Genomic DNA, 26,548 nt, shown 5'->3' with positions numbered 1-26,548 from the left:
GTCTAATCGACACAGTTTCACTCACCGGAATTGCGACAGGAAATCAGGAATTGCCGATTCCAGCCAGTAGTGCGGTTTCCACAGAGCACCGCTGATGAACCCCACATGCCCTCCCCTTTGGCTGATGGCAAGCGTCACCTGGTCACTCACATCTGACGGGCCGGGCACTGCGGATGGACAGACGAACGGGTCGTCTATGGCGTGGATCAATAATGTGGGCTTGGCTACCTTGCGCAGCAGCGGCCGGCTGGAGGCTCGGGTGTAGTAGTCGTCAACGCCCGAGAATCCGTGCAGTGGCGCGGTGAAATGATCGTCGAAGTGGCGGAAGTTACTGAAGACATGCGGCGCGTTCAGCGGCGGCATCTGTCGGGCCATTTCTGGATCAAGCGCCTTGCGGGAGAGGCTTTCTCGCAGGCTGTCGAGCAGGTGCTTCTGGTAAACACGCGAGAAGCCGCTGTTCATTCGACGGCTGGAGAGATGCAGATCCAACGGTGCGGATACGGAGACTGCGGCGGTCAATGGACTGCCCTCTCCGTCTTCACCCAGCCACTTAAGCAATACATTGCCGCCAAGAGAGTAGCCGACGGCCATCAGCGGTGTCGATGGATAGCGGTTGCGCAATTGCATGGCGACCCAGCGAGGGTCTTCGCTGTCTCCACTGTGATAGGCGCGCGGCAACAGGTTGGGAATACCGCCGCAGCCGCGGAAATGCATTACAGCAACCTGGAAACTCAGCGCCAGCAACGAATGCATCAGTCCCTGCGCATAGGGCGATTCCACCGAGCCCTCGAGCCCGTGCAAAATCAGCACCAGTGGCCGTGCGGGGTCATCTACCAGCTGTGCCGGTGTGTGTAGCGCCAGGCGGTCGCCATCCGGTGTATCCAGCCATTGGCACTGGGTGCGAATCCACGGCTCGGGCCGGTGAAACCGGGAAAAAATGGTCTGCAGGTGGCAGTTGCCGAGGCCAATGGCCGGTGTGAACGGAGAAATCATGACTGCCGCCGGGCGAGAAAAGCTTGGGAGAATTCAGGCTGCAAGCCTAGCGCCGCAGGGCATTGGGATCAATCGTTTATGGTGTTTATGAGGCTTCGGGTGCGGTTACCTTTTCGTAAAACCGGTATTCCCCATCCCGTTGAATCTGATACACCACATAAGGTTCGAACTCGCCGCCGCGGTACATACCAGGGCTGCCTTTCGGCATGCCCGGCACCGACAAGCCGATACTGTCTTTCGGCGGGTTGGCGAGAAACTTGCGGATCAGACGTGCGGGCACGTGGCCTTCAAATACGTACTGATTACGCCAAACACCGGTGTGGCAACCCTGCATGCTGGCTGGAATACCCCAGCGCTGTTTGACGGCTGCTGTGTCCAGCCCGTTATCACTGCCTACGGAAAAATTGTTCTGCTGTAGGTGAGTCATCCATTCCTTGCAGCACAAACAGAATGGTGACTTGTAGACGATAATGTCTTCCGGCCGCCCTGCTCCATCTTCCTTTGTGGCGGCATAGTGGCCAGTATTACTACACGCACCGGCCAATGCGGCAAGGAACAGCAGACCGGCGAGAAAAATAATCCGCGCGGAATATCCGATGCAGTCAGCGGACGTGGGCATAGCAGATGGCATAGTGTTGTTTATCGTCAGTCCAGTATTTTTCGGGGGAAAACCCGGTATCGCGCAATAGTGTCTGAAGCCCGGGCAAAGTGTATTTGTGGCTGTTCTCCGTATGAATGGTTTCACCTTCTGTGAAAGAGAAGTGCCGGCCCGACACCGAAACGTGCTGCTCCACCAGGCTTACCAGATGCATTTCCACCCGCTGGCGCAGGCTGTGATAAAACGCCCGGTGAGCGAATGCATCCGTGTTGAAGTCACCGTTCAGCTCGCTGTTAATACGGGTTAACAGGTTTTTATTGAAAGCCTCGGTGATGTGATTGCTGTCGTGATAGGCGCGCTCCAATATCACGGAGTCTTTCACCAGATCCGCGCCCAAAAGCAGGCCGTCGCCGGAGTCGAGGTTCTCAGCAAAGCGTTCGAGCAAGTCTCGAGCCTGCTCGGGCGCAAAATTGCCGATGGTGGAACCAGGGAAAAAGATGACTTTACGCGCATTGGATACTGGCAGGCGGCTCCACGCGTCACCACTGGTAAAGTCACCAATGACTGGGACAATCTCCAGATCCGGAAGCCGGTGTCGTATACGATGCTGAGCGGCCAGAAGAATCTCAGGAGAGATATCCAAGGGAAAATAAGCTCTGGGATTATCCATTGCCTCAAGTAAGGGCTCGGCTTTTTCGCAGTTGCCGGCACCAGGCTCAATCAGGATAACGCTATCACCCAGTGTAACTGCCATGTCTTGCAGGCTGCGCGCGAAAATTTTTGCTTCAGTACGGGTAAGGTAATAGTCATCAAGTTCGCAGATGGCTTCAAATAGTTTTGATCCGGTTTCATCGTAAAGATATTTGCACGGCAAAGTTTTCTGTGAGGCTGACAGGCCCGCCAGAACATCCCGCTCGAACTGCCCGCGAAAGTCTTCGCCACTCAGCGGAACTACCCTATTAGCGTTGATAATAGCCATGTTCACTGGACATCTCCCGCCAGACGGATGCCGGTAAACTGCCAGGCCTGGTGCGGATAAAAGAAGTTTCGATAACTGATACGGATATGGCTGCGCGGTGTGACGCAGGAGCCACCTCGCAGTACCATCTGATTGCACATGAATTTGCCGTTGTACTCACCCACCGCCTCGCTACTGGCGCGATACCCGGGATATGGCGCATAAGCGCTTGCAGTCCATTGCCATAGATTGCCAAGCAGTTGCACATCGCGTTCATCCGTTGGGTATTCTGCAACCGGTTGGAAGCGCCTGTTTTCCAACAGATTGGCGGCTTGCACTGCGTCTTTTTTGCTGTGCAACCAAGCGGCAATTTCCCACTCGAATTCCGTGGGCAGGCGCCGCCCAGCCCAACTGGCATAGGCATCTGCCTCATAGAAACTGACATGGCACACAGGTGCATTCAGGTCCAGCGGCTGCAAGCCCGCAAGGGTGAATTGAAACCACTCGCCGTCGATTTCCCGCCAGTAGAGCGGCGCCTGCTGAACTCCAGGCTTCGTTGTTTGCTGGATATGACTCCAACCGTCTGAAAGCCACAACCGTGGTTCGCGGTAACCGCCATCCTGCAGGAACTCCAAATACTCACCGTTGGTGATCAGTCGCGATGCTATGCGAAATGCCGGCTGGAACCGCTGGTGTGCCGGCCCCTCGTTGTCAAAACTGAAACTGTCAAAGCCGAAACCCTCTCCATCGCTACCGAGGGTGTAGTGATCCTCGGGTACATGTAACCACTCTAGTGGTGTGCCGCCATCGACTTCATCCGCGAATTGATCCAGATCTTCGCGATAAGCGGGGTATACAGGGTTTTGGGAAAACGCGTGTTTAATATCCGTCAGCAACAGTTCCTGATGCTGCTGCTCGTGATGGATACCTAAAGTGAGCAATTCGGCCTGGGCCGCAGTCACATCTTCCTCTATCAGCCACTGTTCGATATGCCGATCTATATGGGCGCGGTAGGAAAATACCTGTTCGATGGATGGACGCGACAACAGACCACGTTGCGGACGGGAAAAGGGTTGGCCGAGGGAGTTGTAGTAGGAATTGAAAATGTGATGAAAACTTTGATCAAACACCCGATACCCAGGCAGTGCATCACGCAGAAGGAAGGTTTCAAAAAACCAGCTGGTGTGGGCCAGGTGCCATTTGCTCGGGCTGGTATCGGCCATGGACTGCAGTTGCATATCTTCCGCGGAGAGCGGATCGGTGAGACTTTCGGTCTCGCGGCGGACCCAGTGGAATTGATCAATCAGCGCAGCGCGCTCATCCAGTGAGAGATCCCGGTTTGCGTCGTCGAATACCTGCTCGCTCACGACATTGGTGTATACCCCTGAACCTGTGTCAGAAATCAGACTCATCCTCTGGCCCGGTTAACTGCGAAAACTGCCTTTGATCATACAACCATTGTGGCGGATTCCCATCTGAACAGAGGAATTGACGACGTAAACAACGCCAGGAATTTTCCTGTTATGCGAACAACGTAAATTTGAGGCAAAAAAAGGGCCGGCATTGTGCCGGCCCTCTTATTTCTGGCGCGATGCCAGAATCAGAAGCGAACAGTGAAGTCTGCGCCGTACATGCGGGGCATGAAGCGCCAAGCCGGGCTGGCGCCGATGGCCGCACCGGTACCGCCGTAGCCACCGGCAATTTCCTCGTCGGTGACGTTCTGCACCCACAGTGCCGCGGAGTAACGGTCGGACGCACTGTTCCAGCCAGCGCGCAGGTTCATCAGCTGGTAATCCGGGATCACACGGGCCGGATCGCTGATGGAGCCCACGCGCTCGTCAGTCCAGTTGTAGTCGCCGCGCACAGAGACGTCGCCACCAGCGGCGAGTTCCCAGGTGTACTCAGCCATGAGATTGAACTTGTTCTCTGGGGTACCGACGCGGGGCTGTCCGACGCGGGAATGTTCTTCCTCGGTTTCACCAATGGCTTCAATGATTTGATAGCGAGTGTACTCGGTGTCGAGGTAGGAGTAGTTACCAGCGATAAACAGGTTATCTGTTGCCGCCCATTGGACTTCCAGTTCAGCACCGCGCCCTTCCGCATCAGCATTGCGCAGGTTGTAGCTGGGAATTGGGCTACCTACCAGATCCAGCTCCTGCAGGTTTTTGTATTCATAAGCGAATACGGACGCATTCAAACGTACGGCGTTGTCGAACAGGCTGCTCTTCAAGCCGAGTTCCAGGTTGACTACATCCTCCTGATCAAATGAGGAATCGATGTTGTCACCGAAGTTCAAGCTGTTGAAACCACCGGCCTTGAAACCATCCGCCAGCGACACGAAGGTCATCACATCGTCGGTCCAGCGATAATCCAACACGATTCGGCCGGAAATATCGCTCCAGCTATCGCTCAACTTGGAATCCAGCATTGGCTGACCGTTGTTGTAGAAGGCCATACCGAAAGGCTGGTTAAGTGCTACTTGCGGCAGTGGCAACTGGTCGGTTTGAACTGGCACCACGACACCGGGGGCAACTTCAAAAGGAATCGTGACAACCAGAGGATCGCCATTTTCATCAACCAGATGTGTATTCCCACCAATGGTGATCGGCAGTGTGTTCTGGTAGGCAGTTTCGATGGTGAAATCTTTCTCGTCCTGGGTGTAACGGGCACCGACGGTCAGGTCCAGCTTGTCGGTAAGGCTCCAAGTCATATCGCCGTAAACAGCGGTGGAGCGGTAATCACCAGTATTCAGAACGTTCTCGTTCCAAGGCGTATCCGCGGCAACCCAAGGTGCAATTCCGCCCATCAGCTGCATTACGATATCGTCTTTACTCAGATTGGCCGCGGTCAGTCCCAGCGGTGCCAGGCCTTCACCCATGGCAGCGTCCAGCATGCCTGAGCCCATCATCAGGTCATATAGAAAGCTGGATACCGCATAACCTTCCTGACCGGCAGCGATCATGAGTTGACGCTGTTTTACTGCCTCGTCCTCCAGTTCAGTGGTGCTCATGCCGGAGTTCGCATACGCCGCCTTGATGCCTTCATATACAGCGAAAGACTCGAGGGAGCCGGCGGTGAAATAGGCTTCGGTCAGGTGCTCCAGTTTCTCACGTGAATACGAAGCACCAACTGTCCACTTGAGTGTGTCCGTGGCGCCGTTCAAACGAAATTCCTGGGAGAACTGGGTCTGCTCGTCGAAGTTGGCGGAGCCGAACATGTAATCCGGATTTGCGGTACCGTCTTCGTCCTGCTGCAAATGCGCGTCAAAGCCGCGATAGGCAGTAATAGAGGTAAAAGTTACGTTCTCGAAATCGTGCGTAATGGAAAGAGAGCTGCCCCAGGAGTCTCGATCTTCGATGGTCGGTGTGTCGAGTGCGTAGTCGCCGAACACATCGGTACCACCGGCTTCCGCCTGCAGCGTCGGAACGATGGAGGTCCGCAGTGCACTGCCCTGGTCCATGACGCCGTAATCCGCGCGCCACAGGACTTCGGTATTGGCGCTCGGCTCCCACAACAGGGAGGCACGATAGGTCTGAGTGTCGATATTGCCGGTATCGAAACCGCCGGCCAGATTGTCGGCGAAGGAATCACGACGGTTGGTGGATGCGGTGAAGCGAGCGTACAGATTGTCACTCAGTTGACGGTTCAACAGCAGGTCGGAAGATTGGCGGCCGTAATTGCCAGCGGTCAGATTCAGCTCGGTGGTGTCATCAGCCTGTGGCTTCTGGGAAATGATATGGATGGCGCCGCCGGTGGCGTTACGGCCGAACAGGGTGCCCTGCGGGCCTTTGAGTACCTCGACACGCTCGATATCTGCCAGCGGGATTTCAGCGCCGGCGCCGCGGCCGGTATACACACCGTCTACATACACGGCCACCGCAGGGTCAGAACCTACGGTGAAGTCGCCAGTTTGAATACCGCGAATACTGTAGGTGGGCTGCAGCGGGGTGTCGTTATTCATTTCTACGCCCGGGGTGAACTTGCCCAGGTCGGTCACGGTTTTTACGCCCATCGCTTTCATGTTGTCGCCGGTGAAAGCGGAAATGGCAATGGGAACATCCTGCAGGTTTTCCGCGCGCTTCTGCGCGGTTACCACTACTTCTTCAATCTCAGCAGCGGATGCAGCGCCACTTAGCGCTGTAGTTACAGCGATGGCGGCAGAAAGGGTGGACAGGGTGAAGAACCGGTTTTTACCGGACTGATCGGCGTCGTACATCATCGCGTCCTCGCGTTCTAGTTATATGAAAAGCGTGATGGAAAATTGTTGTTATGGATAGTTATGTTCGGCCATCTTACGGGTAGCCGTGTCCCAAGAAAAGCTTGTTGTGACTTTTTTGTGGTGACCAGTCAGTTCTACATGATTACTGCAAGGCTTTTAACGCCAAATTGGCGCTAAAATTAACCAAAGCATTGTATTCTGACCAGAACAGGTCCGCCGGTAACCAGTTTACGCAGCATGGCGCTGCTACACTCGGTGACACTTTTCGGCGTTGTACCAGGGAGCGGATGGCAAAAGCATGCCGGAACACAAATAGATGGAAGACCGATTAAGTCCCAAAATAACGATTCTGGATTTTTCCCGAGAGAAGCACCGATGTTGAATATTTCCCCCTGGCCGGCCCGCCTGATTAAGGGCCTGACTGCCCTGGCTGTCCTTTTATTGCTAGTTGCTGCGGCCACCTGGATCTGGCTGCGCCAGAGCCTGCCGCTCCTCGATGGAGAGCTGCACACCGGTCAGCTGGATAACCCGGTAAGCATCGCTCGCGACGAGCAGGGTATCGCCTTCATTACGGCAGAAAATCGCAACGACAGCGCATTTGCACTGGGCTTCCTGCATGCTCAGGAGCGTTTCTTCCAGATGGATCTGCTACGCCGCAACTCCGCCGGTGAGTTATCGGAGCTAGTGGGTGAAGCGGCACTTTCTCACGACCAGGAAATCCGGATTCACCAGTTCCGCGCCCGCGCCGAGCGCAACATCGCCGCCATGCCGGTAGAGCAACGGCAGGTGCTTGAGCACTACGCTTCCGGTGTGAACTACGGCCTGGAACAGCTTGGTGCCACGCCCTGGGAATACGCCCTGCTCCGCACAGAGCCCCGCCCCTGGATTCCCGCCGACAGTCTGCTGGCCATTTTCAGTATGTACCTGACCTTGCAGAGCAATACCGGCGATTTCGAGTTGCGCGACAACGCACTGGCAGATCTGCTGCCCGCTGACCTTTACGAATTCTTTGTACCCAAGGGCGGCATCTGGGATGCGCCTCTGATTGGTGACGCCCGCGGACCTCTGGCGCTACCGGAAACTCATATCGCCGCACTGGTTCAGGATAACGAGCCGATGGCGCAGCAGAAGATGGAAAGCGAAGACATGATCTTCGGCAGCAACAACTGGGTAGTCGGCGGCGCACTCACAGAACACGGCGCGGCGATCGTGGCCGACGATATGCACCTCGCTATCACGGTACCGAATATCTGGTTCCGCGCGGGCTGGAATGTGCCCGGCACTGACTTCGTGATGCGTGGCGCCACCCTGCCCGGCGGACCCATCGTTGTTGCCGGCAGCAACGGCAGGGTTGCCTGGGGTTTTACCAATACCACTGCGGACTGGGGTGATCTGATTCCGCTGGATGTATCCGCCGACGGCAAACAGTACCGCACCCCCGATGGCTGGCAGGATTTCGAAATAGCAGCGGAACAGATCGCGATCAAAGGTAAACCGCCGGTCCGGCTTGAAGTGCGCAAGACTATCTGGGGTCCTGTGGTTGCCGAAAACCACAAGGGTGTTCCCCTCGCCTATCGCTGGGTTGCCCACGATCCTCGCGGCGCCAATATGAATATCCTGAAACTGGAAACCACCGCAAGCACGCGTGATGCCATGAACCTGGCACCGGAGCTGGGTCTCCCGCACCAGAATTTTGTGATTGGTGATGTGGACGGCAATATCGGTTGGACCGTGGCCGGGCCAATTCCCCGCCGGGTGGGCCTCGACGGCAGTCGTTCAATAAGCTGGGCCGATGGCACCGCATACTGGGACGGGTACCTTTCGCTGGAAGAGCAGCCGCATGTCTACAATCCACCCTCCCATCGGATCTGGACAGCAAACTCCCGCACTATGGACGGTCAATACCTCAAAGTGATGGGAGACGGGGGCTATGCCCTCGGCGCACGCCAGCAACAGATCCGTGATGACCTGTTTGCCCGCGAGCGTTTTACCGAGCAGGATCTGCTGAATATCCAGCTTGACGACCGCGCGGTATTTCTTGAGCGCTGGCAGGAGCAACTGAGCGCCCTGCTCTCCACGGTCGACGGTTACGATCAGGTGCGCCACCAGGTGATCAACTGGGGCGGCCGTGCCAGTGCCGACTCTGTGGGTTATCGCATCGTGCGCAATTTCCGCATGCGCTTTATCGACCTGGCTACCGCGCCAGTGCTGACGTATATGCAGCGCCATAGCCCGGATTTCGAGTTCGGGCGGGTCAACCGTCAAGTGGAATACCCGGCATGGGAAATGCTGGCCCACGAACCGACGCACCTGTTAAATCCAGAGTTCAGATCCTGGAAGGCATTAAAACTGGCAGCATTGGACAAGGTGTTGGAGGAAATGTCCGAAGGCGGCTTGCCTTTTGAGAAACAGACATGGGGGGCGCAGAACGCTGCCAAGATCCAGCACCCGCTTGGACGCGCAGTGGCTGCAGTGAATTGGTTTACTGCCATGCCAGAGGACCATCTACCGGGCGATTCCCACATGCCGCGCTTCCAGTCATCCACCAACGGTGCGTCCGAGCGCATGGTGGTAGCGCCCGGTCACGAGGAGCGTGGAATCTTCCACATGGCCACCGGCCAGAGCGCGCATCCGTTGTCGCCGTTTTTCGGCAATGGCCATCGGGACTGGGTTGAAGGTAATCCCTCAAGCTTCTCTGAACAGTCCCAAGCCTATGTGTTAACACTGAAATAAATTTCGGTCACCACTTCGCGAGCGACAAGGCACCAGATTCAGTTCAGGCCGTTTCGTCGAGAATTGCGAAAGACAGGAACGAAGTAAACAGCCCCAGCCCGAGAACAAAAGGCAACAGCGGGAAGCAGATCATCAGCAGTGAAGAGCCAATCCATAGGTTCTTCACCCAGTTACGTTTAACCCGGTATTTGCGGGAATAGCGACGCAGATGGCTGTCTTCTTCGTTGGGCAGTGCAATTTCACTCTCCCGGGGCATAAAGCCACGCACCAGAAGCGTGCAATAAAATCGAAGCAGTATCCACAACATAAAACCACCACTGGCAAACAACTCCTACAGTATAGAGTGGGGTTTGCCAGTGGACGGGTTGTTGTCAGCAAGCGGCGCGTCTCGCACCTGACCGGTCGGTATGCTCGGTTAAAGGGGGCGTTACTGGTACCAGCCCAGGCTCTCACGCAAGGTCACTACCCCACCAATGATGGTCAGCGCCGGTGCTTCAACTTTGTGGGTTTCCGCCAGTTCCGGCAAGGTGCCAATGGTGCCGACGATCACCCGCTGATCGCGGGTAGTCCCCTTTTCCACCAGCGCCGCCGGCGTATCCGCATCCATGCCGTGAGCAATCAGTTTTTCGGAAATGGTGGGAAGGCCTGTCAGGCCCATATAGAAGACCAGAGTCTGGTTTTTGGTGATGAGTTCTTCCCACGGCAGCACCAGATCCCCCTCTTTCAGGTGGCCGGTAATAAAACGTACGGACTGCGCATGGTCCCGGTGGGTCAGCGGAATACCGGAATACGCCGAGCAGCCGATGGCGGCTGTAATACCTGGCACCACCTGGAATGGCACACCGGCTTCCGCCAGCTTGTCGATCTCCTCGCCGCCGCGGCCGAATACAAATGGATCGCCGCCCTTCAGACGCAGCACCTTTTTACCCTCTTTCGCGAGATCCACCAGCAATTGGTTGATATCGTCCTGGGGCACCGAGTGGAACTGCTTCATTTTGCCAACGTAGATGCGCTCAGCGTCGCGACGTACCAGCTCCAGCACTTCCGTGGAAACCAGCCTGTCGTAGAGCACCACGTCTGCCTGTTGCATCAGGCGCAGGGCGCGGAAGGTCAGAAGGTCCGGATCGCCGGGGCCGCCGCCGACCAGATACACCTCGCCGCTCGGCGCAGGTTTGTCCTGCCAGCGCTGCAGTTCATCCAGCACCGCCTGTTCCGCTTCGGCTTTGTGGCCGCGCTCTATCTGCCCGATCACCGGGCCGTTGAATACCCAGTGCCAGAAGTCCTTACGCTGAGCCTCCGGCAATGCGGCTTTAACGCTGTCGCGCAGCCGGCCGGACAGCTCGGCGATCAGGCCGAGACCGGGTGAAAGCAGGGTTTCAATCTGGGCCCGCAGCATGCGGGTAAGCACCGGTGCAGAACCGCCGCTGGAGATGCCGATGGCCAGCGGGCCGCGCTCGACAATGGAGGGGAAGGTAAATGTACAGAGTTCCGGGGAGTCCACCACATTCACCGGCAGACGCCGGGCGCGGGCATCGGCGGAGACCTGTGCGTTGACGTCGCTGTCGGCAGTGGCGGCGACCACCATCTCTGCCTGATCCAGCAGGTCACTGCGGTAACGGCCGACGATGTACTCACCGCCGCTGGCAAGGACCAGCTGGCGCAGCTCAGCGGTAATGTCCGGAGCCACCACCAGCAGGCGGGCCTCCGCTTTATTCAGTAACCGCGCTTTGCGCGTGGCGATGGAACCGCCCCCGATAATCAGGCAGGGGCGGTTTTTCAAATCAAAAGCGAGAGGCAGGTAACGCAAGGTCTTATTCCATACTGCTTAGCCGATCTTGGTTGCACCCCGCATGTAGGGGCGCAGTACTTCCGGCACCTCGATACTACCATCGGCCTGTTGGTAGTTTTCCAGCACCGCGATCAGCGTACGGCCCACGGCAAGCCCGGATCCATTCAGGGTGTGCAGCAGTTCCGGCTTGCCCGTTTCCGGGTTGCGCCAGCGGGCCTTCATACGCCGGGCCTGGAAGTCGCCCATCAGTGAGCAGGAGGAGATTTCCCGGTACTTGTCCTGGGACGGAATCCACACTTCCAGGTCATAGGTTTTGGTTGCACCGAAACCCATATCGCCGCCACACAGCACCACGGTGCGGTATGGCAGGTTCAGTTTTTGCAGAACATTTTCCGCATGACTGGTGAGCTGTTCGAGCGCGTCCATGGAATGGTCCGGGTGGGCAAACCACACCAGCTCAACTTTTTCGAACTGGTGCTGCCGGATCATGCCGCGGGTATCGCGCCCGTGCGAGCCGGCCTCGGAGCGAAAACAGTTGGTGTGGCTGACAAACTTCTGTGGCAGTGAAGCTGCGTCGACAATCTCGTCGCGGTACAGGTTTGTCAGGGGCACCTCTGCCGTGGGGATGAGGTAGAAACCACGCTCGTCCTCCAGTTTGAACAGATCCTCGGCGAACTTGGGTAGCTGCGAGGTACCGTACAGGGAATCGCTATTTACAATGACCGGCACATTGGCTTCTTGGTAGCCGTGCTCTTCTATATGTAGATCTAGCATGAACTGTGCCAAGGCGCGGTGCAGTTTTGCCACCTGGCCGGTCATCACCGCAAAGCGCGAGCCGGTAATCTTGCTCGCCACTTCGAAATCCAGGCCTTTGAGCCGCGCACCCAGGTCGACGTGATCACGCACCTCGAAATCAAAACTGCGCGGTGTGCCCCACTGGCGCACTTCCACGTTGTCACTCTCGTCCTTGCCTTCCGGCACGGATTCGTGCGGCAGGTTGGGAATCGCGAGCAGCATATCGTCGAGCTGCTCCTGCAGTTCGGTCAGTGCCTGCTTGGCTTCGGTCAACTGACCGCCCAGGGATTCGACTTCTTTCAGCAGCGGCGCAATATCCTCACCACTGGCCTTGGCACGGCCGATGTTCTTGGATTTGCTGTTGCGCTCGTTCTGAAGCGCTTCGGTGCGCACTTGCAGCTCCTTGCGCTGCTCTTCGAGCTGTTCCAGTTTTGCCTTGTCCAGCTGCACACCGCGCTTGGCCAGCGCCGCTGCAACGTCGTCGAGTTGGGTACGAATCAGTTTGGGATCGAGCATGGTGGTTTGATTACCGCGTTACAGATATTTCATTCCCAGCGAGATGGTGGCCGCGGTGGCCGCCAGGCACGCCAGGAGGCTGACCGCTATATAGGCCAGCGCCGTTAAAGGCTGGCCATTGTGCCACAACAGCACGGTTTCCAGCGAGAAGGTAGAAAAAGTGGTGAGTGCGCCGAACAGGCCGGTCATGATCAGCAGGCGCCACTCGTGCCCGAGCATGCCGCGTTCCACGATCGCCACGTAGGCGACGCCGATCAGCAGGGAGCCGACCAGGTTGACGATAAACGTCCCGAGGGGAAGCCGGTTTTCAAATACCGGAAAACTCCAGATGGCGACCAGATGCCGAAGTATTGCTCCGATGGCACCGCCCAGCGCAATTGCGATCCACTGCATGGAACTCCCCTTTAATTATTCCCCTGGCCGATACGTTTCTGGGGGCCAGTGGGCGACGATTTTAGCGTTTTTTTATTCCCTTGCGCCGTGTATATCGCTACGTCTTATCCGTATCCGGTGCGCGCACGGGCGAATAGCGCTGCAAGGGACTCGCCTGGTTCAAGGCGCGCAGGCGCTGCAGCTTCTCCTCGATCTTCAATTCCAGGCCGCGGTTAACCGGATGGTAGTAGCGGCGCCCGGAAATGGCCTCCGGGAAATAGTTTTCCCCTGCGGCAAACCCATCCGGCTCATCGTGGGCGTAGCGGTACTCGGCACCGTGGGCCATTTCTTTGGCGAGCTTGGTGGGCGCATTGCGCAGATGAATCGGGACGTCATAGCTAGGCTCTCGGCGAATATCCGCCAATACCCGTTTGTAGGCGCTGTAGACGGCATTGCTTTTCGCTGCGACGGCGAGATACACCACGGCCTGGGCTATGGCCAACTCGCCTTCCGGGCTGCCGAGGCGTTCCTGCACATCCCAGGCGTTGAGCGCTAGTTCCAGCCCGCGGGGATCGGCGTTGCCGATATCCTCACTCGCCATGCGCACCACCCGACGGGCCACATACAGCGGATCGCAGCCGCCGTCGATCATGCGCGCAAACCAGTAGAGCGCAGCGTCCGGATCCGAGCCGCGCACGGATTTGTGCAGTGCGGAAATCTGGTCGTAAAAGTAATCCCCACCCTTGTCGAAGCGTCGTACATCCGCGCTCAGCACTTCCGCCAGAACATCGTCGTCGACAACCTGGCGCCCCCCCTCTTCCCGCGACAGGTCGCAGGCGATTTCGAGAAGATTCAGCGCGCTGCGAGCGTCGCCATCAGCGCTCAAGGTAATGCGCTCCAACACTTCCGGGGTCATTTGGATGTTGCGCGTACGCAACTCCTCATCTTCCGACAGGGCCCGCTGCAACAGGCCGACCAGTTCTTCCTGGCTCAAACTGCGCAGCAGATATACCCGGCATCGGGAGAGCAGCGCATTGTTCAGTTCAAACGACGGGTTTTCCGTGGTGGCGCCGACAAAGGTTACCGTGCCCTCCTCCACGTACGGTAAAAATGCATCCTGCTGGGCCTTGTTGAAGCGATGCACTTCGTCCACGAACAGGATGGTGCCGCGCCCGAACTGGGCCGCGTGTTGCTCAGCCTCGGCAACCGCCTGGCGGATTTCCTTTACTCCGGCGAGAACCGCCGACAAGGTGGCAAAGCGCACGTCGCACTCTTCCGCGAGCAAACGCGCGAAAGTGGTTTTACCCACACCGGGCGGCCCCCAGAGCACCATGGAGTGCAGCTGCCCCCGCTCCACCGCTTCGCGCAGTGGCTTACCGGGACCCAATAAATGCGTCTGGCCCACATAGTGGGCCAGAGATTGCGGCCGCATGCGCGCGGCCAGAGGCTGGTGCCGGGGCGGCGCCTGGAAAAGATCATTCATCGCGGATGATGTCGGTCCCTTTCGGCGGTTTGAAGTTGAATATGGAAGACGACAGCTTCGGGTTGGCCTGCATGCCATTGAACTGAATGTCGGTGGTTTGACCCATGCCATCGCGCACAGTCATGGCCGCCGGCAACCCCTTGCTATCAAAGCGGATCACCATGGATTTAAAGGGCGCAGAGGCGCGCTTGGGGGTCAGGTAGTAAGCCCCTTTCTTGTTTTCCACGCTGAAGGAGCCGCGGATTTCTTCTACCTTCCCGCCGAGCAACAGGGCGGGCGTCTCCTTCATGCGATTGTCCACCGGACGTATGGTCACCTGCTCCAGATCCGGATCGTACAGCCACAGCTTCTGGTTATTGGTCACCAGCAACTGCGAAAAGGGTTCGCCAGTTTGCCAGCGAAGCTTCCCCGGGCGCTGGACGGAAAAGTTGCCACTGCTCTTCTGCAGGGTTTTGCCGTTTTGGTCCTTTAGGGTCTGCCGAAACCCGCCGGAGATGGAGCCAAGGGGCTGCAGCAGGCGGCTCAGCTCGTCACTGGCATCCGCGCTTGCGCCGGTCGTGCCGACGCCAAGCCCCAATGCGATAAAAAGAATGCCCAGTGTGCGTTTCCCAAATGTGCATTTCATAGTTGCGTTCCAGATTTGCTGATCCAGTCTCTAAAGCCTAGCCCTCGACAGGTGAACCTGGACTGAACCTGGCTCGCTGATTGGAAACTCAAGGCGCCGGCACCAGCACTTCGCGGTTGCCATTCGGTTGCTGGGCGGAGACCACACCGGCCGCTTCCATCGCCTCAATCATGCGGGCGGCGCGATTGTAGCCGATGCGCAGTTGGCGCTGCACGGAAGAAATGGACGCCTTGCGGGATTTGGCCACGAATGCGACCGCCTCGTCGTAGAGCGCATCCGTTTCCGGGTCGTCCTCGCCACCCTCGGTGGCCATACCGGGTACCGGGATACTGTTGTTGGAATCGTCCACGATGCCGTCGATGAACTCGGGCTCGCCGCGGCGGCACCAGTCCGCCACAACCTGGTGCACTTCGTGGTCATCCACAAAGGCGCCGTGCACCCTTACGGGGAGGGCTGTACCCGGCGGCAGATATAGCATGTCGCCATGACCGAGCAACTGTTCGGCGCCGCCCTGATCCAAAATGGTGCGTGAATCGATCTTCGAGGAGACCTGAAACGCCATGCGCGTGGGCACGTTGGCCTTGATCAGACCGGTAATCACATCCACGGAGGGGCGCTGGGTAGCCAACAACAGGTGGATGCCCGCGGCGCGGGCCTTCTGCGCGATCCGCGCAATCAACTGCTCCACCTTCTTGCCGACAATCATCATCATGTCGGCAAATTCGTCGATCACCACCACGATGGCGGGCAGCGGTTTGAGGTGCGGAGCAGTCTGCTCTGCCTCTGGCACACTGGACATGGGGTCCGGCTGCCAGATCGGGTCAATCAGCGGCTCGCCGGCGGCAATCGCCTCTTTCACCTTACGGTTGAAACCCGCCAGGTTGCGCACGCCCATCGCCGCCATCAACTTGTAGCGTCGCTCCATCTCCCCCACACACCAGCGCAGGCCGTTGGCGGCGTCGTTCATGTCGGTGATTACCGGCGTGAGCAAATGGGGAATACCCTCGTACACCGAGAGTTCCAGCATTTTCGGATCCACAAGAATCAGGCGGACCTCATCCGGTGTGGATTTGTACAACAGGCTCAGCAGCATCACGTTGATGCCTACGGACTTACCGGAACCGGTGGTACCAGCCACCAGCAGGTGTGGCATTTTTGCCAGGTCCGCCACCACCGGCTGGCCGGCGATGTCGTGCCCCAATGCCAGCGTCAGCGCGGACCCCGCCTTTTCATAGAGCTCAGAGCCCAATACTTCCGAGAGGCGCACCATCTGCCGATTTTCATTGGGAATCTCGATCCCGACGACCGATTTTCCGGGGATTACCTCAACCACCCGCACACTGATCACGGCCAGGGAGCGCGCGAGGTCTTTGGCCAGATTGGTGATACGGCTGACTTTCACCCCGGCGGCAGGCTGGATTTCAAATCGGGTCACCACCGGTCCTGGCAATACCGAAACAACCTCGGCAACCACACCGAAGTCTTTGAGTTTCAGTTCCAGCAGGCGGGAAAGGGCCTCCAGGGCTTCGCGACTGAAGCCGGCCTTTTTGTTGGCTTCCGGAGCGTCCAACAGGGATAGCGGTGGCAGGTCGCCGGTTACCGGGCCCTTGAACAGCTCACCCTGTTTTTCCTTCACCGCGCGCGGGCTCTGCTTTGGCGGCGGCGCCACCGGCGCGATCTGCGGCGGTTGGCGCTTGGCGGTACGCTGCTTTTCTTCTTCAACCGCCGCTTTGCGCACAATCACCGCCTCGCGGGCAACCCGTTGCTCCTCTCGGTCTTTGCGCGCGCGTGCCACGCGCTGCCCCATCCAACTGAACACATACAGCACACTGCGCCCGATATCTTCAAACAGCTTTAGCCACGACATACCGGTAAACACGGTTACACCAATGGCAAACATGGCGAGCAGCAATATGGTGGCACCAACATAGCCCAGGCCGGATTCCATAAAACCTGACACCGAGGTGCCTACAATTCCGCCGTTTGAGAATGGCAATGGCTCGGCCGACGGTGCAAAGCACAGTGTGGCAAGGGCCGCTCCGGACACCAACAGCAGTAGCAGGCCACCAACCCGCAACGCAAACAGCGGGCCGTGAAAGCGCGCATTTTTGTCGCGCAGAATACGGTAGGCACGCCAGCCGATCAGAATCGGGAACAGATAGGCCATCCATCCCAACAACGACAGGCAGACATCCGCCAGCCACGCGCCAGTGGGGCCGATGGCATTGTCGATACCGCCACCGCTACCGGTGTGGGACCAGCCCGGATCTCCAGGGCTATAACTCAGCAGACTGATACCCACCAGCAGCGCGCCCGCCAACAGGGCTATCAACGCGCCCTCGCGCAGGATGCGTGCCATGAGTGAGTCTGGAATGGCGGGACCAGACTCGGTTTCGCTTTCAGCCTTCAATGGCTTACCTCAATATTCATTTTCGCGGGCAGTGGAAGCTCGCTCGACTTATCTTGCAGCGCACCTGGCGCCGGATGCCGGGATTTTACTGCGGTCTCGCATCAAGCGCGCCGACACAGTGTCAATTTTTGCGTTGTCACCGCGGAAAGTGCCGGTTCACTACAGCACTCTGTGTACTACAGCCCCGGTGCAATTTCCACCACACACGCAGTTAACAAATCACATTAACTTATAAATTTTCTCTTAAAAACAATAATTTACATCTAGTTCTTAAGGCATTCCTAACATAAAACTAGATGAATTAGATGACAGCCTTGTCTCAGTATCCAAGCGATCAAACAGCGTCACAGCCCACCATTCACTCAGCCTATAAAGACCCGCAATAAGATAAATAAGGCCAAACTATTTGGTTCACCGGGTCACCTCCCCTATTATTGCGGGCGTTTTTTGCCGGCCATACCTGTATATCGAATGGCGGCACCTTGATATTGCCAACGGCGACTCGATATTGCTGTTTAAGCCATTATTTCGCCGCAATTCATATTGCCTTGCTCCCGCGGACGCCGTAATGATTGGCCACCGCGGCGACGTTGGCGCGCTGTTTTCGCGATCAAATTTTATACATTGAAGTATTGAGAGTTCCTTCATGAGCAATCATCACCGACTGATTATTCTCGGCTCCGGCCCTGCCGGTTATACCGCGGCTATCTATGCGGCCCGCGCCAACCTGAAACCGGTGGTCATCACCGGCATGCAGCAGGGAGGCCAGCTCACCACCACCACGGAAGTGGAAAACTGGCCGGGTGGCGTGCACGATCTGCAGGGGCCAGACCTGATGGTGCAGATGCAGCAGCACGCTGAGCGCTTCGAGACCAATATTCTTTTCGATCACATCCACGAGGTTGACCTCAAGCAGCGCCCCTTTATCCTCAAGGGTAACGAGACCTACACCTGCGACGCGCTGATTATCGCTACCGGCGCTTCCGCCCAGTATCTCGGCCTTCCCTCTGAGCAGACCTTTCAGGGTCGCGGCGTAAGTGCCTGCGCCACCTGCGACGGTTTCTTTTATCGCGATCAGAAAGTTGTGGTAGTGGGTGGAGGCAATACCGCTGTCGAAGAAGCCCTGTACCTATCCAACATCGCAAGCGAAGTAATCCTGGTGCACCGGCGCGATACGCTGCGTGCAGAAAAGATCCTGCAGGATCGCCTGATGGAAAAGGCGCAAAATGGCAACATCACACTTTGCTGGCACCATACCCTTGAGGAAGTACTGGGTGATGACGCGGGAGTGACCGGCGTGCGCCTGAAAAATGTGCAGGACGGTTCAACCAAAGAGCTGGATGTGTCCGGTGTGTTTATCGCCATCGGCCATAAACCGAACACCGATATCTTCGAAGGCCAGCTGGAAATGAATGGCGGCTACATCGTGGTGGAGAGCGGCCTCAACGGCAACGCAACGCAAACCTCCATCCCCGGTGTATTTGCCGCTGGTGACGTGTCCGATCACATTTACCGCCAGGCAGTGACCTCTGCCGGCACCGGCTGCATGGCAGCGCTGGATGCGGAGCGCTATCTCGACGCCCAATAAGCCTGCACTCAGGTTCCAGCAAAGGCGGCTGTATAGCCGCCTTTTTCTTCCGTGGATTTTGAACGCATCAACAACGAAACCGCCGACAGGGGCTTTCCTTGAGCCAAGGTACCGACGAGATACTCGCCCTGCTGGACCCGGAGCGCATTGGCTTTCCAAACACAGCCAAGGCGCTTGCAGACCCCAATGGTCTGTTGGCCGTTGGGGGTGATCTGACGCCCGACTGGCTACTCGCGGCTTACCGCCGGGGAATATTCCCATGGTTTTCCGATGACCAGCCGATCCTTTGGTGGTCTCCGTCGCCCCGCTGTATTGTGCGCCCGCAAACTCTGACCTTCAGCCGCAGCCTGCGCAAGGTGATCCGCCAGGGACGCTACCAGATCACATTCGACCGCGCCTTTGATCGTGTGGTACGCAACTGTGCTGCGACCCCACGCGCCGGGCAGTCCGGCACCTGGATCACCGATGACATAGTGGAAGCCTATGCAACCATGCATCGTCTTGGTCATGCGCATTCTGTGGAAACCTGGCTGGATGGGGAGCTGGTGGGAGGCCTGTACGGACTCGCGGTGGGGCGCATGTTCTTTGGTGAATCCATGTTTCACCATGCAACCAATGCCTCCAAGGTGGCCTTCGCCTATCTGGTGCGACAGTTGGCCGAATGGGATTGCCGCTTGATCGACTGCCAGGTCAGCAACCCGCATTTGCTGAGCCTCGGTGCGGAAGAAGTGCCCAGAGAATCGTTCGAAGCAATCCTTGAGACCGAAGTGAATAAACCGGATTTCCTTCATCCGTGGCCTGCGGAGCTGTCACCATCCCTCTTCGACGCGTAGTGACCAGCTGCCGGTTTGTGTTTTTAACGTCGGCAAATTACCCTCGAATCCAGGTCTAACGGTACTTGCTGGGCGCCACCCTCCCCGCCCGATACTCCAGGTCTCGCTAGTTGAATTAGTTACGCCGACATAACAGAGAGCGACAATGGCAGCAAAACACGCGCTATATGACTCCACTACAGGAAGCCCCTAGGCATGAGCCAGTATTCCCAGCTGGATTCCGTGCGCCTGCTCGCCACATTACCTCACCCATGCGGCTATCTGGATGACCGGGAAGCCACCACTGTATTCGTCGACCCGCAGATACCAGTAGATCAGCCACTGTACAGCCGCCTCTCGGAGCTTGGCTTCCGCCGCAGTGGCAACTATCTCTATCGGCCTCAATGCACCGACTGTCAGGCCTGCATTCCTGCACGGGTACCGGTGGAACTGTTTGTTCCCAACCGCGCCCAGCGCCGCTGCTGGCGCCGCAATCGCGACCTGGACGTATTTCACCGTTACGATATCGACACCGGCGAACACTACGATTTGTACGCGCGCTACATTGAAGAGCGCCACGCGGATGGCGAAATGTACCCCCCTTCCAGGGAGCAGTTTCGCAGCTTCCTCAATAATGCGTGGGGCACCACCCGCTATCTCGAATTCCGCGCGCGCGGAAAGCTGCTGGCGACGGCGGTCACCGATGTTCTGACTGGCGGCGTATCGGCCATTTACACCTTCTACGATCCCGACGAAATCAAGCGTGGTCTCGGCAGTTACTCCATTCTCTACCAGATTGAATGGGCCCGCCGGCTGGGGCTGCCCAGTCTGTATCTCGGGTATTGGATAGCGGCATGCCAGAAAATGGCGTATAAGAGCCAGTTCCAACCCCTGGAGATACTCCAGGGCGGGCGCTGGACGCTCAAGTCAGACGGGGCGCAACCCTGAGGCCCAATCACGATTCTCCCCCTTTTCCGCCGCACTCGTGGTTTCACTTGGCGTACTGCCACTTTTCGTGCAAAATGCACGCCCGTCGTACCGCCGGGCTCAATTTTGCGAGCCATAATTATCTGGCGGAATAGCAAGTACACATTAATCAAAGGTTCCTGCCGCATGGCAAAAGACGATTACATTGAAATGGAAGGCGAGGTGATCGACACCCTGCCCAACACCACATTCCGAGTAAAACTGGAAAATGGACATGTGGTAATCGCGCACATTTCCGGCAAGATGCGCAAAAACTACATCCGCATCCTGACCGGTGACAAGGTCAAAGTTGAACTCACACCTTACGATCTGAGTAAAGGCCGAATCACCTACCGCGCCCGCTGAATACCGCTCCGGCCCGCGCCGATAATCCTGAAGCGCAAAGACCCGGACAACAAAAAAGCCACCTTCAAGGTGGCTTTTTTGGTTGCGCAGTTCTTCCTGTGGAGCCTGCCCAGATGGAGAACAGCGTCAATGCAGCGCCGGCACCGCGGTGTTGATTTTGAGCTGATCATTTTCCACGGTCACTTCCACCTTGCCGCCCTCTTCCGAAAGATCTCCAAACAGCACAGCCTCCGCAAGTGGCTTGCGCAGCTTCTCGCGGATCAGGCGCGCCATTGGGCGCGCACCCATTTTCTCGTCGTATCCGTTAACAGCGAGCCATTCACGAGCCGCATTGTCCACCTCGAGTGTGACTCTGGACTCGTCCAGCTGCGCCTGCAACTCAACGACAAATTTGTCCACCACGGTTTTAACCACATCCATGCTCAGCGCGCCGAACTGAATAATACTATCCAGGCGGTTTCTGAATTCGGGCGTGAAGAGCTTCTTGATCTCTTCCATCCCGTCGCTTGTGTGGTCCTGATTGGCAAACCCGATCGAGCGGCGGCTTATCAATTCCGCGCCGGCGTTGGTTGTCATAATCAAGATCACATTTCGGAAGTCAGCCTTGCGGCCGTTGTTGTCCGTCAGGGTGCCGTGGTCCATGACTTGCAGCAACAGATTGAACACTTCCGGGTGCGCCTTCTCGATTTCATCGAGCAGAACCACACTGTGCGGGTGTTTGGTGACCGCATCTGTCAGTAAGCCACCCTGATCAAAACCCACATAGCCGGGAGGTGCACCAATCAGGCGGGAAACCGTATGGCGCTCCATATACTCCGACATATCAAAGCGAATCAGCTCGATCCCCATGACCTTCGCCAACTGGCGGCACAATTCGGTTTTACCCACACCAGTGGGGCCAGCAAACAGGAAGGAGCCTATGGGCTTCTCTTCCGCACCGAGACCGGCACGGGCAAGCTTGATGGACGTACTGAGCGCCTCAATGGCGACATCCTGACCGAACACGACCATTTTCAGGTTGTCGTCCAGCTTCGCCAGCGCCGCCTTGTCGGACGCGGACACGCTCTTGGCAGGAATTCGGGCCATTTTCGCCACGACCTGCTCAATCTCGCTAACAGAGATAATATCGGTGCGCTTGTCGGCAGGCAGCAGCGCCTGGTAGGCGCCGGCTTCGTCAATCACGTCGATGGCCTTATCCGGCAGGAAGCGCTCGGTAATGTGGCGATTAGCCAACTGCGCGGCGGCTTCCAGCGCAGCATCGGTAAAGCGCACTTTGTGGTGATCTTCAAAGCAGGACTTCAGCCCCTGCAGGATCTGCACGGTTTCCTCGACAGAAGGTTCATGCACGTCGATTTTCTGAAAGCGGCGCGACAGTGCGCGGTCTTTTTCAAAAATACCGCGGTATTCGTTAAATGTGGTGGAACCGATGCAGCGCATCTGGCCGCTGGAGAGCAGCGGTTTCAGGAGGTTCGACGCATCCATAACACCACCGGATGCGGCACCCGCACCAATGATGGTGTGAATTTCATCAATGAACAGCACCGCGTGGTCGCGCTTCTTCAGCTCCGCCAACAGGGCCTTGAAGCGCTTCTCAAAGTCACCACGATACTTGGTGCCCGCCAACAGGGAGCCGAGATCCAGCGAGTAAATGGTGCTGTTCTGTAGTGGCTCAGGCACTTCGCCGTCAACGATACGGCGGGCGAGCCCTTCCGCAATCGCGGTCTTACCGACACCGGACTCCCCCACCAATAGCGGATTGTTCTTGCGGCGGCGCGCGAGTACCTGAGTGACACGCTCCACTTCCAGCGCACGGCCGACAAGCGGATCGATACGGCCAAGAATTGCTTCCTGGTTGAGGTTGGTAGCATAACTTTCCAATGGATCGGAACCACCAGCTTCAGATGTTGCGCCCAGATCTTCATCCACCTGCTCCGGCGAGGGGTCCGGGCTGTGGTGGGTGTTGTTGCCGCCGGAAGAGCTGACACGGGAAATACCGTGGGTGATGTAGTTCACCACATCAATTCGGGCCACACTCTGTTGCTTCAGATAGTAAACCGCCTGACTTTCCTGCTCACAGAAAATCGCCACCAGCACATTGGCTCCGGTCACTTCTTTTTTTCCGGATGACTGCACGTGAAAAACCGCGCGCTGCAGCACCCGCTGGAATCCGAGCGTAGGCTGGGTTTCGCGCTCCGTGTCATTCTCCGGAATCAAGGGGGTGGTCGAGTCCACAAACTCAAGCAGCTCCCGCCGCAGCGCACTGAGATCCGCGCCGCAGGCATGCAGAACATCCGCCGCGGATTCGTTGTCCAGCAGCGCCAGCAAAAGGTGCTCTACGGTCATGAACTCATGGCGTTTCGCCCGTGCACCTTTAAACGCTAGATTGAGCGTTACCTCTAAATCCTTGCTGAGCATCTGAACCTCAAACCTTACTGGCCAATGTCATCCGGGTTGGAATTAAACACCCGGTATTCATGTTTTCCGCCCTACGGCCGGGAAATTTACGCCTTACTGGACACAGGCGCCGGAACTGCTATTTCAACCCTCCTCGCCGTTTTCATCGGCATCGTCAGCTTCAATTTCACACAGCAGCGGATGCTCGTGGTCTCTAGCAAACTGATTTACCTGCGCGGCCTTTGTTTCCGCTATATCCCGAGTATAGACACCGCAGATCGCTTTTCCCTTAGTGTGCACCTGCAACATCAGTTGAGTGGCGCGCTCCCGGTTTACATAAAAGAACAGCTCCAGCGCTTCGACCACAAACTCCATTGGTGTGTAGTCGTCATTGAGCATGACCACCTTGTACATCGGTGGTCTTTTGAGCCTCGGCCTGGCTTCGGCCAGCGCGGTATCGCCACCGGACTCGCCAAATTGGTAGCCGTCCTCTCCCTCGCTATCGTTCGAGTGTAGTTTAATGATTTGTGATTTTCCCATAGCGCAAGTCAATCAGGTTTCAGGAATTAGTTCACAGTACTGACGCCCTGGCGCTTCTAACCAGGGGCAAATCAGGAATGGTTTGCTGCTATCAGTCACTGTAGCGAAAATCGTAAAACGCCATTGTAACCCCAAACGCCAGTGGGCACAGTCCGGGAACGCTGATTCGCTTGACAACTACCAGGGTCTTGGCTACAAGAGGTATTACCCGCGCCAAGCGGATGAGAGAGCACTAGCATTTAGTCGTACAAATGACTCTGTGCGAATTGCGAATAAGGAAGCGCATGAAGCGCGATAACAATAATGAAAATTTTTAGGCGGCCAGCAGTCGCCCCGGCAATTTAGAGGGATTTCGCCATGCCTACCGGTACCGTCAAGTGGTTCAATAACGCCAAGGGATACGGATTTATTCTCGCCGATGAGGGCGGGGAGGATCTGTTCGCGCATTACTCGGCTATTCAGATGGAGGGTTACCGTACCCTGAAAGCCGGCCAGCAAGTCATCTTCGATATCATTCAGGGCGATAAAGGCTATCATGCAGCGAATATTAATCTCGCCACGGCCAACACGCCCCGAACACCTGCGCCGGCACCGCAGGCGCACGTAGTGCGTGAGAAAGAGACCGAAGAAGCACTCGATTGATAGCGATGTGAAAAATCGGGCGCATAGGCCCGTCACTACCCGGAATACACCTCCTCGCGGGGGCCCCGGAAACCAGGCCTGCCTGATCGGAAAATCTCCAGGCACAATCCAGGGATTTTCGAGAATACCCCTGCGCGAGCCCACTGAGCCACCCTCTCAGGAAGTCGCTGACGTACCAGCACTGGCACATTCGTGCCACATCCAGTGACCTAAGCAAAAATGCCCTAAGCAAAAAAAAGCCCCGCACCTTGCGATGCGGGGCTTTTTTCAGTCAGCGACCAATCAAGCCATGTGCTTGATGACCTCTTCACCGAAGGCAGAGCAGGATTTCAGCTCGGCACCATCCATCAGGCGCTCGAAATCATAGGTAACGGTCTTCGCTTCGATCGCGCCTTCCATACCTTTGATAACCAGCTCGGCGGCTTCGTTCCAGCCCAGGTGACGCAGCATCATTTCCGCGGACAGGATCAAGGAGCCCGGGTTAACTTTGTCCTGGCCGGCGTACTTCGGTGCAGTACCGTGAGTGGCTTCGAACAGGGCAACTTCGTCAGACAGGTTGGCACCCGGAGCGATACCGATACCACCTACCTGCGCGGCCAGTGCGTCGGACAGGTAGTCGCCGTTCAGGTTCAGGGTGGCAATTACGTCGTACTCGGCCGGACGCAGCAGGATCTGCTGCAGCATGGCGTCGGCGATTACATCCTTGACCACGATTTCCTTGCCGGTGTTCGGGTTTTTGAAGCTGCACCAGGGGCCGCCGTCGATCGGCTGAGCGCCGAACTCTTCGCGGGCAATTTCGTAGCCCCAGTCGGCGAAGGCACCTTCGGTGAACTTCATGATGTTGCCTTTGTGCACCAGGGTCAGGGAGTCGCGGTCCTGATCAATAGTGTACTGCAGGGCTTTGCGCACCAGGCGCTTGGTACCCTCTTCGGAAACCGGCTTAACGCCGATACCGCAGTTTTCCGGGAAGCGGATCTTCTTCACGCCCATCTCTTCCTGCAGGAATTTGATGACCTTGTTCGCTTCGTCGGTGCCTGCTTTCCATTCGATACCGGCGTAGATGTCTTCGGAGTTCTCACGGAAGATCACCATGTCTACCTTGTTCGGCTCTTTCACCGGAGAAGGTACACCGCTGAACCAGCGCACCGGACGCTGACATACGTACAGATCCAGCTCCTGACGCAGGGCAACGTTCAGGGAGCGGAAGCCGCCGCCCACGGGAGTGGTCAGCGGGCCTTTGATGCTGACAACGTAATCTTTGATCGCTTCCAGGGTTTCCGCCGGGAACCAGTCACCGCTGTAGGTTTCAGCCGCTTTCTCGCCGCAGAAGATCTCCATCCAGGCGATGGATTTGTCGCTGCCGTAGGCCTTGCTGACCGCGGCGTCGATCACTTTGATCATAACCGGGGTGATATCCACGCCGATGCCGTCACCTTCGATAAACGGAATGATCGGGTTGCTCGGTACGTTCAGAGAACCATCTGCGTTGACTGTGATTTTTTCGCCGTTGGCCGGCACTTGGATATGACCCATTAAGTTGACTCCCGTAACTCTTTGACTAAACGCCCGGCTTTTTCCAGGGAAAACCGGCATAATGCGCCGAAATTTCCACTGCCGGTCATGGTTGCCGCCCATTGTTTGCGCCGTTGCATACGCCGAGCCGGCTAAAAATCGGCGGGATTATATCAGCATCCACCCATTTTTGTAGTTTCATTACAACCGAGGCCGTAGGTCCACCCCAGACAGCCC

The 26,548-nt window shown here is 57.2% G+C and carries 21 protein-coding genes; 6 read left to right on the top strand and 15 right to left on the bottom strand.

The annotated features are described in order from the left end of the window. Positions 1 to 21: 21 nt before the first annotated feature. The 5 genes from FDY93_RS13650 to FDY93_RS13630 all read right to left on the bottom strand — a co-directional run bounded on the left by FDY93_RS13650 (position 22) and on the right by FDY93_RS13630 (position 6,765). Entirely contained in the window at positions 22 to 993 is a 972-nt protein-coding gene (locus FDY93_RS13650; RefSeq protein ID WP_138236307.1) for a hydrolase, read from the bottom strand. A gap of 85 nt (positions 994 to 1,078) precedes the next feature. Further along, positions 1,079 to 1,612: a DUF411 domain-containing protein gene (locus FDY93_RS13645; RefSeq protein WP_138236306.1), complete on the bottom strand. Its 534-nt coding sequence runs from the start codon at positions 1,610 to 1,612 to the stop codon at positions 1,079 to 1,081. Beyond that, the gene (gene egtD, locus FDY93_RS13640; RefSeq protein ID WP_138236305.1) at positions 1,596 to 2,570 is read right to left on the bottom strand and encodes an L-histidine N(alpha)-methyltransferase; all 975 of its coding nucleotides are present in this window, start codon (positions 2,568 to 2,570) and stop codon (positions 1,596 to 1,598) included. The genes FDY93_RS13645 and egtD overlap by 17 nt, the downstream gene beginning before the upstream one ends. Before the next feature lie 2 nt (positions 2,571 to 2,572). Further along, positions 2,573 to 3,961, bottom strand: a complete 1,389-nt coding sequence (gene egtB / locus FDY93_RS13635) for an ergothioneine biosynthesis protein EgtB (RefSeq protein ID WP_138236304.1) — start codon at positions 3,959 to 3,961, stop codon at positions 2,573 to 2,575. Between the two features lie 188 nt (positions 3,962 to 4,149). Further along, positions 4,150 to 6,765, bottom strand: a complete 2,616-nt coding sequence (locus FDY93_RS13630; RefSeq protein ID WP_138236380.1) for a TonB-dependent receptor — start codon at positions 6,763 to 6,765, stop codon at positions 4,150 to 4,152. Positions 6,766 to 7,143: 378 nt separating this feature from the next. Between FDY93_RS13630 and FDY93_RS13625 the strand changes: the two genes are divergently transcribed. After that, positions 7,144 to 9,501 (top strand): penicillin acylase family protein, encoded by a 2,358-nt coding sequence (locus FDY93_RS13625; RefSeq protein WP_138236303.1) that lies wholly within the window; start codon positions 7,144 to 7,146, stop codon positions 9,499 to 9,501. A 43-nt stretch (positions 9,502 to 9,544) separates the two neighbouring features. Here the strand turns inward: FDY93_RS13625 and FDY93_RS13620 are convergent, their stop codons facing one another. The 7 genes from FDY93_RS13620 to FDY93_RS13590 all read right to left on the bottom strand — a co-directional run bounded on the left by FDY93_RS13620 (position 9,545) and on the right by FDY93_RS13590 (position 17,440). Next, positions 9,545 to 9,757, bottom strand: coding sequence for a hypothetical protein (locus FDY93_RS13620; RefSeq protein ID WP_240914244.1), 213 nt, complete (start codon positions 9,755 to 9,757; stop codon positions 9,545 to 9,547). 171 nt (positions 9,758 to 9,928) lie between these two features. Then, the gene (gene cysG, locus FDY93_RS13615) at positions 9,929 to 11,308 is read right to left on the bottom strand and encodes a siroheme synthase CysG (protein WP_138236301.1); all 1,380 of its coding nucleotides are present in this window, start codon (positions 11,306 to 11,308) and stop codon (positions 9,929 to 9,931) included. 18 nt (positions 11,309 to 11,326) lie between these two features. Next, entirely contained in the window at positions 11,327 to 12,601 is a 1,275-nt protein-coding gene (gene serS / locus FDY93_RS13610) for a serine--tRNA ligase (RefSeq protein ID WP_138236300.1), read from the bottom strand. Positions 12,602 to 12,619: 18 nt separating this feature from the next. Continuing rightward, positions 12,620 to 12,994 carry a fluoride efflux transporter CrcB gene (gene crcB, locus FDY93_RS13605; protein ID WP_138236299.1) on the bottom strand — a complete coding sequence of 125 codons (375 nt, stop codon included), beginning with the start codon at positions 12,992 to 12,994 and terminating at the stop codon, positions 12,620 to 12,622. 97 nt (positions 12,995 to 13,091) lie between these two features. Then, positions 13,092 to 14,456: a replication-associated recombination protein A gene (locus FDY93_RS13600; protein ID WP_138236298.1), complete on the bottom strand. Its 1,365-nt coding sequence runs from the start codon at positions 14,454 to 14,456 to the stop codon at positions 13,092 to 13,094. Further along, positions 14,449 to 15,081 carry an outer membrane lipoprotein periplasmic chaperone LolA gene (gene lolA / locus FDY93_RS13595; protein ID WP_138236297.1) on the bottom strand — a complete coding sequence of 211 codons (633 nt, stop codon included), beginning with the start codon at positions 15,079 to 15,081 and terminating at the stop codon, positions 14,449 to 14,451. Before lolA ends, FDY93_RS13600 begins: the two co-directional genes overlap by 8 nt. Positions 15,082 to 15,169: 88 nt before the next feature. Next, entirely contained in the window at positions 15,170 to 17,440 is a 2,271-nt protein-coding gene (locus tag FDY93_RS13590; protein ID WP_166215815.1) for a DNA translocase FtsK, read from the bottom strand. Between the two features lie 697 nt (positions 17,441 to 18,137). On the opposite strand from FDY93_RS13590, the gene trxB reads away from it, so the two are divergent. The 4 genes from trxB (at position 18,138) to infA (ending at position 21,223) form a co-directional block, all read left to right on the top strand. Further along, positions 18,138 to 19,079, top strand: coding sequence for a thioredoxin-disulfide reductase (trxB, locus tag FDY93_RS13585; protein WP_138236295.1), 942 nt, complete (start codon positions 18,138 to 18,140; stop codon positions 19,077 to 19,079). Between the two features lie 98 nt (positions 19,080 to 19,177). Continuing rightward, on the top strand, positions 19,178 to 19,912 hold the full coding sequence (aat, locus tag FDY93_RS13580) for a leucyl/phenylalanyl-tRNA--protein transferase (RefSeq protein ID WP_220446195.1): 735 nt from the start codon (positions 19,178 to 19,180) through the stop codon (positions 19,910 to 19,912). 195 nt (positions 19,913 to 20,107) lie between these two features. Continuing rightward, positions 20,108 to 20,839, top strand: coding sequence for an arginyltransferase (locus FDY93_RS13575; protein WP_138236294.1), 732 nt, complete (start codon positions 20,108 to 20,110; stop codon positions 20,837 to 20,839). A 165-nt stretch (positions 20,840 to 21,004) separates the two neighbouring features. Next, positions 21,005 to 21,223, top strand: a complete 219-nt coding sequence (infA, locus tag FDY93_RS13570) for a translation initiation factor IF-1 (RefSeq protein WP_010130378.1) — start codon at positions 21,005 to 21,007, stop codon at positions 21,221 to 21,223. A 126-nt stretch (positions 21,224 to 21,349) separates the two neighbouring features. On the opposite strand, the gene clpA is transcribed toward infA, so the two are convergent. Then, positions 21,350 to 23,638: an ATP-dependent Clp protease ATP-binding subunit ClpA gene (gene clpA / locus FDY93_RS13565; protein ID WP_138236293.1), complete on the bottom strand. Its 2,289-nt coding sequence runs from the start codon at positions 23,636 to 23,638 to the stop codon at positions 21,350 to 21,352. 123 nt (positions 23,639 to 23,761) lie between these two features. Then, on the bottom strand, positions 23,762 to 24,157 hold the full coding sequence (gene clpS / locus FDY93_RS13560) for an ATP-dependent Clp protease adapter ClpS (protein WP_138236292.1): 396 nt from the start codon (positions 24,155 to 24,157) through the stop codon (positions 23,762 to 23,764). Positions 24,158 to 24,514: 357 nt separating this feature from the next. Between clpS and cspD the strand changes: the two genes are divergently transcribed. Next, positions 24,515 to 24,799: a cold shock domain-containing protein CspD gene (gene cspD, locus FDY93_RS13555; protein ID WP_138236291.1), complete on the top strand. Its 285-nt coding sequence runs from the start codon at positions 24,515 to 24,517 to the stop codon at positions 24,797 to 24,799. Positions 24,800 to 25,081: 282 nt separating this feature from the next. Here cspD and icd read toward each other — a convergent pair whose 3' ends face one another. Then, a complete protein-coding gene (gene icd / locus FDY93_RS13550) occupies positions 25,082 to 26,332 on the bottom strand; it encodes an NADP-dependent isocitrate dehydrogenase (RefSeq protein ID WP_138236290.1) in 1,251 nt (416 codons plus the stop codon). Between the last annotated feature and the right edge of the window lie 216 nt (positions 26,333 to 26,548).

The sequence above is a fragment of the Microbulbifer harenosus genome (assembly GCF_005771435.1).
In the GTDB taxonomy this organism is placed as follows: Bacteria; Pseudomonadota; Gammaproteobacteria; order Pseudomonadales; family Cellvibrionaceae; genus Microbulbifer; species Microbulbifer harenosus.
The sequence above is the reverse complement of the archived record's forward strand: the minus strand, read 5'-3'. Positions and strand labels throughout refer to the sequence as shown.

Bases quoted from the DNA above. Each gene is read 5' to 3' on its own strand.
- FDY93_RS13650 (WP_138236307.1), bottom strand. From the start codon at position 993: ATGATTTCTCCGTTCACACCGGCCATTGGCCTCGGCAACTGCCACCTG.
- FDY93_RS13645 (WP_138236306.1), bottom strand. From the start codon at position 1,612: ATGCCCACGTCCGCTGACTGCATCGGATATTCCGCGCGGATTATTTTT.
- egtD (WP_138236305.1), bottom strand. From the start codon at position 2,570: ATGGCTATTATCAACGCTAATAGGGTAGTTCCGCTGAGTGGCGAAGAC.
- egtB (WP_138236304.1), bottom strand. From the start codon at position 3,961: ATGAGTCTGATTTCTGACACAGGTTCAGGGGTATACACCAATGTCGTG.
- FDY93_RS13630 (WP_138236380.1), bottom strand. From the start codon at position 6,765: ATGTACGACGCCGATCAGTCCGGTAAAAACCGGTTCTTCACCCTGTCC.
- FDY93_RS13625 (WP_138236303.1), top strand. From the start codon at position 7,144: ATGTTGAATATTTCCCCCTGGCCGGCCCGCCTGATTAAGGGCCTGACT.
- FDY93_RS13620 (WP_240914244.1), bottom strand. From the start codon at position 9,757: ATGCCCCGGGAGAGTGAAATTGCACTGCCCAACGAAGAAGACAGCCAT.
- serS (WP_138236300.1), bottom strand. From the start codon at position 12,601: ATGCTCGATCCCAAACTGATTCGTACCCAACTCGACGACGTTGCAGCG.
- crcB (WP_138236299.1), bottom strand. From the start codon at position 12,994: ATGCAGTGGATCGCAATTGCGCTGGGCGGTGCCATCGGAGCAATACTT.
- FDY93_RS13600 (WP_138236298.1), bottom strand. From the start codon at position 14,456: ATGAATGATCTTTTCCAGGCGCCGCCCCGGCACCAGCCTCTGGCCGCG.
- lolA (WP_138236297.1), bottom strand. From the start codon at position 15,081: ATGAAATGCACATTTGGGAAACGCACACTGGGCATTCTTTTTATCGCA.
- FDY93_RS13590 (WP_166215815.1), bottom strand. From the start codon at position 17,440: ATGGCACGCATCCTGCGCGAGGGCGCGTTGATAGCCCTGTTGGCGGGC.
- trxB (WP_138236295.1), top strand. From the start codon at position 18,138: ATGAGCAATCATCACCGACTGATTATTCTCGGCTCCGGCCCTGCCGGT.
- FDY93_RS13575 (WP_138236294.1), top strand. From the start codon at position 20,108: ATGAGCCAGTATTCCCAGCTGGATTCCGTGCGCCTGCTCGCCACATTA.
- infA (WP_010130378.1), top strand. From the start codon at position 21,005: ATGGCAAAAGACGATTACATTGAAATGGAAGGCGAGGTGATCGACACC.
- clpA (WP_138236293.1), bottom strand. From the start codon at position 23,638: ATGCTCAGCAAGGATTTAGAGGTAACGCTCAATCTAGCGTTTAAAGGT.
- clpS (WP_138236292.1), bottom strand. From the start codon at position 24,157: ATGGGAAAATCACAAATCATTAAACTACACTCGAACGATAGCGAGGGA.
- cspD (WP_138236291.1), top strand. From the start codon at position 24,515: ATGCCTACCGGTACCGTCAAGTGGTTCAATAACGCCAAGGGATACGGA.
- icd (WP_138236290.1), bottom strand. From the start codon at position 26,332: ATGGGTCATATCCAAGTGCCGGCCAACGGCGAAAAAATCACAGTCAAC.